An 11,030-nucleotide genomic window follows, 5' to 3' on the forward strand; every position below is an offset into this window, starting at 1 on the left:
TGACCACGCCTGACCACCCCTGACCGCCCCTGACCGCCCCATTGCCGTCAACCAGGACGCAACCATGACAGAGCCAATCCTCCAGGTGAGGAACCTGACCACGCGCTTCCGTACTGACCGGGGCGTGGTCACCGCGGTGGACCGGGTCTCGTTCGACGTGGCCGCCGGCGAAACGCTGGCGATCGTAGGCGAATCGGGCTCTGGCAAGAGCGTGACCGCGCTGTCGATCCTCGGCCTGATCCCGCAGCCGCCCGGCGCCATCGAGTCCGGCGAGATTGTGTTCGAAGGACAGGACCTGCTCAAGCTCCGTCCCGCCGCGATGCGCGCCATTCGTGGCAACCGGATCGCGATGGTGTTCCAGGAGCCGATGTCATCAATGAACCCGGCGCTCACGGTCGGCAAGCAGATTGCCGAGCCGATCCACGTGCACCAGCGGCGCTCGTGGCGGGACGCCTACGAAGAGGCGGCGGACCTGCTGGCGCAGGTGCAGATACCGGAGCCGCGCAGCCGCGTCCATGCCTATCCGCACCAGTTCTCGGGCGGGATGCGCCAGCGGGCCATGATCGCGATGGCGCTCGCGTGCAAGCCGAAACTGATCATTGCCGACGAGCCGACCACCGCGCTGGACGTCACCGTGCAGGCCCAGATCCTGGACCTGCTCAAGGGGCTGGCGCAGCGGATGGGCACGGCGCTGATCCTGATCACGCACGACCTGGGCGTGGTGGCGCGCTATGCCGACCGCGTCGCGGTGATGTACGGCGGCCGGCTGGTGGAGATGGCGTCGGCGGAGGCGGTGTACCGCCATCCCGCCCACCCCTACACGCGCGGCCTGATGGCCTGCGTGCCGCGCCTGGACGGCGACACCAGCCAGCCGCTGGTGCCGATCGAGGGGCAGCCGCCGGACCTGACCGCCCTCGGGCCCGGCTGCGCCTTCCTGCCGCGCTGCAAGCTGGCCCATGACCGGTGCCGGCAGACTTCGCCGGAACTGCGCGCGGTTTCCCACCAACACCTCAAGGCTTGCTTCCTCCATGACGCACATTGACACGCCCCTGGCGCGCAGCGTCGCGCCGCCGGACCGGCAGTATGGCAGCGCACGCCCCGACGCGTCCACCACTGGCCGGCCGCCCCACGCCAGCGACGCGATCCTGCGCGTTGAAGACCTGAAGGTCCATTTCCCCGTCACGCGCGGCGTGATGTTCAAGCGCCAGTTCGGCTCGGTCAAGGCCGTCGATGGCGTGTCGTTCACGCTGCGCCGCGGCGAGACGCTGGGCCTGGTGGGCGAAAGTGGCTGCGGCAAATCCACCACCGGGCTCGCCATCATGAAGATGCTGCCCGCCACCGCAGGCCGGATCGCCTTCGACGGCGAAGACCTGGCCGGCTTCAGCGGCGCGCGCGAAAAGCGCTTCCGCCGCAGCGTGCAGATGGTCTACCAGGACCCGTTCGCCTCCCTGAACCCGCGCATGAAGGTGCGCGATATCGTTGCCGAACCGCTGCAGGTGCACGGCATGGCGGGCGGCCGCGGCAACCTGCAGGCACGCGTGGGCGAACTGCTGGAAATGGTCGGCTTGCTGCCCTACATGGCCGACCGCTATCCGCACGAGTTCTCGGGCGGACAGCGCCAGCGCATCGGCATCGCCCGCGCACTGGCCTTGAAGCCGAGCCTGATCGTCTGCGACGAGCCGGTGTCGGCGCTCGACGTGTCGATCCAGGCGCAGGTGGTCAATGTGTTCATGGAGCTGCAGCGCAGCCTGGGCCTGTCCTACCTGTTCATCGCCCATGACCTGGCCGTGGTGCGCCATATCAGCGACCGCATCGCGGTGATGTACCTCGGCCGGATCGTAGAGATCGCCAGCCGTCACCAGCTCTATGCCGAGCCGCGCCACCCGTACACCAAGGCGCTGCTGTCCGCCGTGCCGGTGGCCGACGTGCGCGCGGAACGCCAGCGCCGGCGCATCGTGCTGCAAGGCGAAGTGCCCAGCCCGATGCATCCGCCGTCGGGCTGCCGCTTCCATACGCGCTGCCCTTCGGCAATGCCCCAGTGCAGCCGCGTCGATCCGGTGCTGCGCGACCAGGGCGATGGCCAGATGGTGGCCTGCCACCTGTACGACTGAGGTACGACTGAGCCGCCTGATCCGGCGCCGCGGCCAACGGGGCCGGATCAGGACAGCAGCCCCATCATCATCGGGCGTACGAACAGGTCCGCGGCATTGTCGGAAGACGCGTCGCGGGCCCAGCGGCGCAGTTCCACCGCCGCATTGATCATGCCGTGAACCTGCAGCGCGGCGATCAACTGGTCCAGCGGCCGGATCGAGCCGTCCTGCATGCCTTGCACCAGAAAACGGACAAAGCGTGTGGACAGCCGGCCCATGTCTTTCATCTTGGTCTCGCGCATGGCTTCCGGCAGCGCCCCGTAGATGGTCAGCCGCAGCAGCGGCCCCTGGCTGGAGAACTGGTAATGCACCAGCGCGCGCGACACCGCGCACAGCTTGTCCCAGCCGGTGCCGGGCATCTCGTCGACTAGCGTCTGCGTATCGCGGATCACCGCCGACATGCGGTCGAAACACGCGGAAATCAGATCGTCCTTGTTCTCGTTGTGGTGGTAGAAGGCGCCCTTGGTCAGGTTCAGCCGCGCTGAGATCCGGTCCGCCGATGCGCCCCGGTAGCCCTGTTCGTTCAGCAACTCGGTGGCGGCCCGCAGGAAGGCCTGCTGCGTGGTTTCCGGCTGGCCGAACGCAGGCAGCAGCGCGGCAACGTCCAGTTCCGGCTGCCAGGCGGTGCCCGGCGCGGCGATGCCGTTGAGCAGGAGGTCCACCAGCGATTGCGCCACCTTGGGGTAGTCTTCGGGCTCGTAGCGATCGATCCAGCTCATCGCGCCGCTCGCTAGCGACAGCAGCAGGTGGGCGCGCGCGCTCAGCGCGCTGCGCTGCACCGGGTCACTGGGCACGGACTCGCGCAGCAGGCCGCGGATCTGCCGGAACATGTCGTTGTAGGCAGAGAACGCCACATCGGAATGGCTGGCCGGCAACGCGCGGATCTCGCGGAAGCTCATCAGTTCTGGCCGTTCGCCCACCGCCGTGCGCGCCAGACGTGCGACAAAGAGCGTAATGAAGGCCTCTACGCGTTCGGTCGCGCTGCCGTGCCGCGAGGCCGCGTCGGCAAGGCCGCGCATCTCGTCGATGGTGCGCATCAGGCAGGCCAGTATCAGGTCTTCCTTCTTGCGATAGTAGTAGGTGATGCTGTTGGTGCTCAGGCCGACGTGCTGGCCCACGTCAGACAAGGTCGCGCCGCGCACGCCCTTGCGGTTGAACAGCGCCGCGGCGGCGTCGAGGATGCCCTCGCGCTTTTCGACATAACGGCGGGTCTGCCTGGCTTCCGATTGTTCCGTGAGCATGAGAGGTCGAGTTGCGCCCTGGTGGAGCGAACCCATTTTTCTAATCTTGGGTATGGCGCATTATAGGGAAATGTTGGGATTTTCCCGTTTTGCCGCGCATACCACAAGACCGAGCCCGGTGACCTGGCGCCGAATCGAGCTGGCTGCCAGCACATGATCGAGCGGCAACACCTCTTGCAGGACGTTGACGGTCAGACCATACGACATCAGCGCTGCGAACTTGACCTCGAGATACTGCAGTTCTGGACTGACCCGCTCAGGCAAGCAGTTGGTGACCGGACTGAAGGTGGGGGCGTCGCCCTGGCATTGCCGACAGGGATACAGCCTGGGACTGTCAATTGACAGCCGCCCGAACGCGCTACAGAAGACCAAGTGATGGTGGCCCTTGCAAGCCAACTGTGCACCACACGTGGGACAAACGCTGGTCCGGGCAACTGCCTGGGCAACCTGTGCTGCGACCATCTTGCGCTGCAGTCGACCCAACAAGGATTTCGCCTCCTTGCAGGCCCAGCGAGCCCACATCAAGGCCGTCTCTCTCGAACTGGGCAATTTCGGTGACGGTGGCTGGCACGCCCCGCCATGCGGCAACGACTTCCCAGCCTTTCTAGCCTGCATGCATTCGAAGCGGCCGCGCTGCACCTGAACCTGCGCCGTGCGGCCGCCGACCTGTTCATCACGGAAAGCGCGGTGTCGTGCCAGATTGCATCGCTGGAAAGCCTGCTCGGCGTGCAACTCGACACGCGCCCGATGAGCGAGGCGATGTAGCGTCTGCGCGCCTGGTTGCTGGAGGCGACCCTGACATTCGCGGAAAGACAGGCGTGAAGTGCTGCGCTTCGAAGCAAACCGCGCCGGCCGGCTCACCCAGGCGCCGTGCGAAGGCTTCCGCCCCCCTGCGCGATCCGAGGCGCTTAGCGCCACATTGATCTGCGTCAGACTCAAATCGTGCAGGGCAACTATTGTGTCAATGAGGGCCCCGCGAGTCCCGATATCGCATCGGACTCAACGGTCTGCTTGCCCAGCTTCCCAGGAGGGCGCCATGGCCACCCCGCTCGTCACCTCGCTTCCGACTTCACCTTCCGCCGCGCTTTCCACCCCCAGCCCGACGCCGCTTGCCGCCTGGCATACCGACCATATCCATTTCGCCTCACTGCTCGATCTGCTGGAAAAGCAGGTCAGCACCTTCCATCAGGGCGAGCAGCCCGACTACGGCCTGATGGCCACGATCATCCGTGACATGCGCAACTATGGCGATTGCGTGCACCATCCCCGCGAGGATGTTGCGTACGCGCTGCTCGTGGAACGGGATCCCGGCACGCGGATCATCATCAGCCGGTTACTGCAGGAACATCGCGTGATCGCCACGGTCGGCGCGGAATTGCTCGACCGCCTGCGTGAAGCCCAGAGCGAAGTGGTCACCTCGCGAGCGGCACTGGAAGCGGCCGCCGCCATGTACCTGGTGTACTACCGCAACCATCTGTCCACCGAGGAGAAACAGGTCATGCCGCGCGCCGCCCGGTTCCTGACCGAAGCGGACTGGGCGGAGGTCGCCGCCATCGATCGGGCCAGTGCCGATCCGCTATTCGGCGCCAATGTGGAGAAGCGCGTCGCGACCTTGCGCAAGCAGATCGACAGCGAAGCGAACGCGTCCATGCACTGAACGTCGGTCGCTTCGCGGCACTGCCGGGCCTCGGCTCAGAACTTATGCCGCATATTGGCCTGCGGCGAGTGTCTTGGCCCTGGCAGAAACCGTCCCGGGCCTTTTAACGGCATCCGGCAACAGCAAGGCGCCGCAGTCTCGGGCGGCCAAGGAAGGCAAGGACGCGCTGCAACTGAGCAAACGAAGGACCGGTACGCGCCATGAGCGCGCCCGGTTTCAGCGCGGCCATCATTCCATTTTGAGCCCTACCGTCCTGGTCATGGCCTGGTAGGTCGGCCACGTACGCGCGATGAAGCGCTGCAGGGCTTCGCCGGTCAATGGCGTGTCCTGGCTGCCAAGCTGCTCCCGCACCTTCCTGACGGCCTCCGATTCCGTGACCGACTGCCGCACCAGCGTGGCCAGGCTGTTGACGATGCCGGGTGGCAGCCCCGCGGGGCCCAGCAGCATATTGCATTCGGCCAGGTTGGCGAAGACCGGGTCGGATATGCCCTCGTCCGCCCACGTTGGTATCCCGGGCAATTTCGCGCTCCGCAACCCGGAGATCAGCAGCAGCGGCTTCAATCCGCCGGAAGCCAGGCCGCCCGACATCCCGAGTAGCGAGCCGGCGCCGATATCGATATGGCCGGCCAGCACGTCGCCGATCATGGCACCGGTGCCCTTGTAGTTGATGATGTCGAACTGCGCTCCGGTCAGCTTCTTCAGCTGGGCCACCATCAGCTGCCAGCCCGAGCCGATGCCGTAGTTGCCGACGCTAACCGGCCGCTTCTGCGCGAGGGCGAGCAATTCCTTGAAGGTGTTGGCCGGCAGCCCCTTGGTCGCCACCATCACGCCGACGCCGGTACTGATCGACGCCACCGGCGTGAGGTCGCGCGACGGATCGATGGGCGGCTTTTTCAGCAACACCGGCGCCTGCGCCAGCTGGCTGTGCAAGGTGCACAGCAGCGTGCATCCGTCGGGCTTGGCGCGCGCCACCGCCTCGGCGACAATCATGCCGATGCCGCCGGGCTTGTTTTCCACCACCACTGGCACCTTCAGCCTGGCGGAGAAAAACTCCGCGAATGCAGCGACGCTCGCCAGGCATGGCGCGATCAGCGATTGATGCAATTGATGGCCCACAAGCGCAGCGCATCAGCCGAGTATGCCAACGATTGAGTGTTCCTCAAATCGATTCTTCCCATTTAATAAACGCGCCGCGCACATGTGCAGTCAGGCGCGCTTCTCACTATGCTTGTTTTCGTTGCCTCCGGAACCTGCCCATCCTATAATACTTAGTCTCCTAACAATAGGGCTGGAGGCATGATGGCAGCGCACAATCCAAGGTACTGGCATGACGGACTACTGATCGGTCATTCCGCTATTGACGACGAACATCGACGGTTTGCGGCGCTCATCCAGTCGTTGCGCGAAGCGCCTGTTGAACGCCTGGCGGAGATGCTGGAGGAACTGCTACAACTGGCACGAGCGCATTTCCTGCATGAGGACAGCCTTATGGAGGCAACGGCCTTTCCGCCGCGCAAGTGCCACATCGGCGAACATAAGGCCGTGCTGGCCTCGATATCCGCCGTGCAGGCAAGGCTCGTACGCGGGGAGGTGGCGGTCGCGCGCCGGCTGGCAGAAGAACTGGAGCGCTGGTTTCCCGCGCATGTCCAGCACCTGGATTCGGCGCTGGCGCACTGGATCTGCAAGCAGCAGGTCGGCGCCAAGCCGGTCGTCCTGCGCAGGAACCTGGAAGCCCGTCCCGCCGCGGAGCCGGCGTAAAGCACAGACAAGCCGTGGCAGAATACGCCTTTGCCCTTGCTTCCCGCCCTTATGTCGAAAGCCTCTGCAGTCAGAGAACAGGAAATCGCCCAGCGTGTCCTTCGCCGCTGGCACGACGACGTGCCCAATGATCGCCTTGCGCACCTTGTGAAAGACGCGACGCGGGTCTTCCTGCGCGCGCTGCAACACCGGCTCTCCCAGCATGACGTGCAGCTTGGCCACTGGACCTTCCTGCGCATTCTCTGGGAACGCGACGGCATCACCAAGCGTGAGCTCAGCATCGAAGCGGGCGTGATGGAGCCGACCACATTCGCGGCCTTGCAAGCCATGGAGGCGCTCGGCTATGTCACGCTGGAGCGCCGGCCGACCAATCGCAAGAACATCTATGTGTTCCTCACGCCATTGGGCAAGCGGCTGCGCAAGACGCTGGTACCGTTGGCCGAAGAGGTCAATGCGGTTGCGGTCCAGCATCTCGCCACGGAAGATGTCGCCACCACGCGCCGCGCGCTGCTGGTGATGATCGACAACCTGACCCGCGACCAGCAAGGTATCGAGCAGGCGTAAGCGACTGCACCGGGACTGCGGCTGGCAGTCCTTTTTCCCCAGCACATCTCCAGCCGCCCCCCCTCCTCCCCTCCCCCTCTCAATCTTCCCGGCTACGACCTGCTTCGCCGCCGGCACTTTTTCGCCCTTCCGCCGAGCATCTGGCAAGCCGATGCCTTGCCCCCGTCCGGCCGCGTATTGCGCACGTGACTGTGACGGCGCACGCCCTCTTTTTGTTAGCCTCCTAAGTATTTTCCCTTGGTTTCCCAATCGCGCCTTGCTATCGATGTTTGCTCTGATTATTCTTAGGACACTAAGTATTTTTCAAGCAAAGCCAGAACGCCAGACCGGCCAGCGCCGGGGATGCACTGGCGAGGAGCCCCCAAATGATGACGAAGGAAGAAAACGATCTGTTGTGCCGTGTGGAAGGCGATGCGCCGATGGGGCAGCTGATGCGCCGGCATTGGACGCCGGTCTGCCTGCTCGACGAGGTGACGGAGCCCGATGGCGCGCCGGTGAAGGCGCGCGTGTTCGGCGAAGACCTGGTCGTGTTCCGCGACAGCGACGGCCGCGTCGGGGTGATGGACGAGTACTGCCCGCACCGCAGGGCATCGCTGGTCTTCGGCCGCAACGAGGAAGGCGGCCTGCGCTGCCTTTATCACGGCTGGAAGATGGATGTGGAGGGGAACGTGCTGGAGATGGTCTCCGAGCCCGCATCCAGCGGCATGGCAGAGAAAGTCAAGCACAAGGCCTATCCGGTCAAGGAATGGGGCGGCATGGTCTGGGCATACATGGGACCGGCGGACGTGGTGCCGGAATTCGTGCCGCCACGCTGGGCGCCGACCGAGGACACCCGCGTCAGCATCGCCAAGGTGCTGCTGCCTTGCAACTGGGCACAGGTGCTGGAGGGTGCGATCGATTCCGCGCACAGCTCGAGCCTGCACAGCTCGGACATGGTGCCGGCGCGCGTGGACGGCGCCAAGGCAACCGACAGCCTGTGGCTGCGCCCTTCGACCGACAAGGCGCCGCGGCTGCAGGTGCAGCGCGGCGGCTACGGCTTCCGCTACGCCGCCATCCGCAGGCCGATCCAGCAGGCGCAGACGCATGACTATGTGCGCTCCACGGTCTTCGTCGCGCCGGCAACCGCGCTGATCCCGCCGAACAACCTCTACAACGTCGCCAACATCAACGTGCCGATGGACGACACCAACACGGCGTTCTACTTCATCGCCTGGGGCCATCCGGCGCAAACTCCCGAAACGGAGACGTGGCGCAAGTTCCTGCGCCAGACCGTCGGCGTGGACCTGGACGCCTACTACCGCCCGCTGCGCAACATCGACAACCGCTTCTGGCAGGACCGCCAGGCGATGAAGGCAGGCAACTTCACCGGGATTGCCGGCTTCCCGAACCAGGACGTCGCGATGTGGCTGACGATGGGCCCGATCGCCGACCGCAGCCACGACCGGCTGGGCGCGAGCGATCTCGCCATCGTCGAGTTCCGCAACCAGATGCTGGATGCCGTCAGGGCGTTCCAGCAGGGCGGCGAAGCGATAGGCACGGGTGCCAACGCGATTCCCGCCGACGTCTGCGCGTTCCAGACGGTGGTGCCGAAGACCGATGACTGGCGTACGTTCAACGTGCAATACGTCTGGGCCGGCGGGCAGGACCTGCCCGAGCTGGAGCCGTCGTACTCCGTCACGGCGTGAGGAGCACATCCCCCACATCCCCCGCTGACCGCCACCCGCATTCCCCCGAGCCCCCACTCCATCACCGATGACCAAACTCCGCCTCTCCGTCGCCATGGGCGACTATGACCGTACCCGCGCGCTGCTCGATGGCCGCGTCCAGATCGACGGCGTCGATCCCGTCTACATGACGCTCAACCCGGAGGAAATGTTCTTCCGCGCCATGCGCAGCCAGGACTTCGATATCAGCGAGCTGTCGTTCTCGAGCTACCTGGTCAAGCATGCGCGCGGCGACTGTCCGTACATCGCGGTGCCCGTTTTTCTCTCGCGGGCGTTCCGCCACACCTCCATCTACGTGCGCAAGGATCGTATCGGGCGCCCCCAGGACCTGAAAGGCTGCCGCATCGGCATTCCGGAGTACCAGCTCACCGCGATCGTGTGGGCGCGCGCGGTCCTGCAGGACGACTTTGGCATCCACCCGTCCGATGTGACCTGGGTGCGCGGCGGCATCGATACGCCGGGGCGTCCGGAAAAGGTGAAGCTGCAGCTTCCCGCCGATGTCCGCGTGGAAGCGGCGCCCGAAGGCCGCACAATTTCAGACCTGCTGGACAGCGGCGAGATCGACGGCTTTATCGCGCCGCGGCCCCCGGGCGCGTTGGCGCTGCGCAACGAGAACGTGGGCTGGCTCTTCGACGATCCAACCGCCGAGGCGAAAGACTACTTCCGGCGCACCGGCGTGTTTCCCATCATGCATGTGGTGGGCATTCGCAAGACCCTTGCCGAGGCGCAGCCGTGGTTGCCGGGCGCCGTCTTCAAGGCGTTCAGCCAGTCCAAGGCCCACGCGCTGGCGCAGCTGTCCGATACGTCCGCGACCAAGGTGACGATGCCGTTCGTGGAAGAGATGCTGAAGGCCGCCCGCGAGACGCTGGGCGAGGACTACTGGTCGTACGGCGTGCAGGCAAACCTGCGCACGCTGGAGACGTTCTCCCGCCATCACCATGGCCAGGGCCTGTCCGAGCGGCTGGTGCCGGTGGAGGAGATGTTCCACCCCTCCACCTACGAGTCCTACAGCATCTGACGAACGCGCGGGCGGGGCCATGCCGCGCCCGCGCACCTCCAGGAGCAAAGATGTTCGACTACAACGAAACCCTTGAGCAGGCCCTGCGACGCAATGTCGACGACGCCCTGCGCGAGGACATCGGGCGCGCCGACTGGACGGCGCAGCTCGTGCCTGCAGCCAAGCGCGTGCAGGCGCGCGTGGTGGCGAAGGAAAACGCTGTGATCGCGGGCCAGCCGTGGTTCGACGCATGCGTGGCGCGGCTCGATCCGGACGCCTCGATCGCATGGCGGATTGCCGAGGGCGAGACCGTGCTGGCCGGCTCCGAGGTCTGCCGCATCACCGGTGACGCGCGGGCGCTGCTGTCCGCCGAGCGCCCTGCGCTGAATTTCCTGCAGACGCTGTCCGGCGTCGCCACCGTGACGCGCCACTACATCGAGCGGATCGCCGGGGTGTCGCCCAATCCGAACGGCTGCGCGATGCTCGACACGCGCAAGACGCTGCCTGGCCTGCGCCTGGCCCAGAAGTACGCCGTCCGCGTGGGCGGCGGCGCCAACCATCGCCTGGGGCTGTGGGACGGCATCCTGATCAAGGAGAACCATATCGCCGCAGCCGGCAGCGTGCGCGAGGCGCTCGAACGCGCAGCGCAGCTCGGTGCCGGTGTGCCGGTGCAGATCGAAGTGGAAGACCTGGAGGAGTTGGCGACGGCACTTTCCGCCGGGGCCACCAGCATCCTGCTGGACGACTTCAGCCTCGACGACATGCGTCGCGCCTGCGCGCTGAACGCCGGGCGGGCGCTGCTGGAGGTCTCCGGTGGCGTCGACCTCGAATCGCTGCAGGCCATCGCCGCCACCGGCGTCGACCGGATTTCCAGCGGCAAGCTGACCAAGGACGTGCGCGCGATCGACCTGTCGATGCGCATCGTCGACTGACAGGAAT

The 11,030-nt window shown here is 65.8% G+C and carries 10 protein-coding genes and 2 pseudogenes; 9 read left to right on the top strand and 3 right to left on the bottom strand.

Annotated features, from left to right (window positions below):
* Positions 1 to 64 precede the first annotated feature (64 nt).
* A complete protein-coding gene (locus tag ABNX08_RS41110; protein WP_349605789.1) occupies positions 65 to 1,042 on the top strand; it encodes an ABC transporter ATP-binding protein in 978 nt (325 codons plus the stop codon).
* Positions 1,029 to 2,111 (top strand): dipeptide ABC transporter ATP-binding protein, encoded by a 1,083-nt coding sequence (locus tag ABNX08_RS41115; protein ID WP_349605787.1) that lies wholly within the window; start codon positions 1,029 to 1,031, stop codon positions 2,109 to 2,111. The genes ABNX08_RS41110 and ABNX08_RS41115 overlap by 14 nt, the downstream gene beginning before the upstream one ends.
* A gap of 47 nt (positions 2,112 to 2,158) precedes the next feature.
* Here ABNX08_RS41115 and ABNX08_RS41120 read toward each other — a convergent pair whose 3' ends face one another.
* A complete protein-coding gene (locus ABNX08_RS41120; protein WP_349605785.1) occupies positions 2,159 to 3,391 on the bottom strand; it encodes a TetR/AcrR family transcriptional regulator in 1,233 nt (410 codons plus the stop codon).
* Positions 3,392 to 3,499: 108 nt separating this feature from the next.
* Positions 3,500 to 3,962: pseudogene (locus ABNX08_RS41125) on the bottom strand (ISKra4 family transposase); the annotation flags it as partial.
* Between the two features lie 8 nt (positions 3,963 to 3,970).
* On the opposite strand from ABNX08_RS41125, the pseudogene ABNX08_RS41130 reads away from it, so the two are divergent.
* Positions 3,971 to 4,126: pseudogene (locus ABNX08_RS41130) on the top strand (LysR family transcriptional regulator); the annotation flags it as partial.
* 301 nt (positions 4,127 to 4,427) lie between these two features.
* Positions 4,428 to 5,048 (top strand): hemerythrin domain-containing protein, encoded by a 621-nt coding sequence (locus tag ABNX08_RS41135; protein WP_349605783.1) that lies wholly within the window; start codon positions 4,428 to 4,430, stop codon positions 5,046 to 5,048.
* Positions 5,049 to 5,276: 228 nt separating this feature from the next.
* Here the strand turns inward: ABNX08_RS41135 and ABNX08_RS41140 are convergent, their stop codons facing one another.
* The gene (locus ABNX08_RS41140) at positions 5,277 to 6,152 is read right to left on the bottom strand and encodes a tripartite tricarboxylate transporter substrate binding protein (protein WP_349605781.1); all 876 of its coding nucleotides are present in this window, start codon (positions 6,150 to 6,152) and stop codon (positions 5,277 to 5,279) included.
* Positions 6,153 to 6,347: 195 nt separating this feature from the next.
* Here ABNX08_RS41140 and ABNX08_RS41145 point away from each other — a divergent pair, with 195 nt between their 5' ends.
* The 5 genes from ABNX08_RS41145 to nadC all read left to right on the top strand — a co-directional run bounded on the left by ABNX08_RS41145 (position 6,348) and on the right by nadC (position 11,023).
* Positions 6,348 to 6,806, top strand: a complete 459-nt coding sequence (locus ABNX08_RS41145) for a hemerythrin family protein (protein WP_349605779.1) — start codon at positions 6,348 to 6,350, stop codon at positions 6,804 to 6,806.
* 51 nt (positions 6,807 to 6,857) lie between these two features.
* Complete coding sequence (locus ABNX08_RS41150; protein ID WP_349605778.1) at positions 6,858 to 7,370, top strand: MarR family transcriptional regulator; 513 nt, start codon at positions 6,858 to 6,860, stop codon at positions 7,368 to 7,370.
* Positions 7,371 to 7,735: 365 nt separating this feature from the next.
* On the top strand, positions 7,736 to 9,055 hold the full coding sequence (locus ABNX08_RS41155; protein WP_349605776.1) for a Rieske 2Fe-2S domain-containing protein: 1,320 nt from the start codon (positions 7,736 to 7,738) through the stop codon (positions 9,053 to 9,055).
* Positions 9,056 to 9,122: 67 nt separating this feature from the next.
* Positions 9,123 to 10,112, top strand: a complete 990-nt coding sequence (locus ABNX08_RS41160) for an ABC transporter substrate-binding protein (RefSeq protein ID WP_349605775.1) — start codon at positions 9,123 to 9,125, stop codon at positions 10,110 to 10,112.
* Positions 10,113 to 10,162: 50 nt separating this feature from the next.
* Positions 10,163 to 11,023 carry a carboxylating nicotinate-nucleotide diphosphorylase gene (nadC, locus tag ABNX08_RS41165; RefSeq protein ID WP_349605774.1) on the top strand — a complete coding sequence of 287 codons (861 nt, stop codon included), beginning with the start codon at positions 10,163 to 10,165 and terminating at the stop codon, positions 11,021 to 11,023.
* The last annotated feature ends 7 nt before the right edge of the window (positions 11,024 to 11,030 follow it).

The organism is Cupriavidus sp. DF5525 (genome assembly GCF_040149425.2).
GTDB classification, from domain to species: Bacteria; Pseudomonadota; Gammaproteobacteria; order Burkholderiales; family Burkholderiaceae; genus Cupriavidus; species Cupriavidus pickettii_A.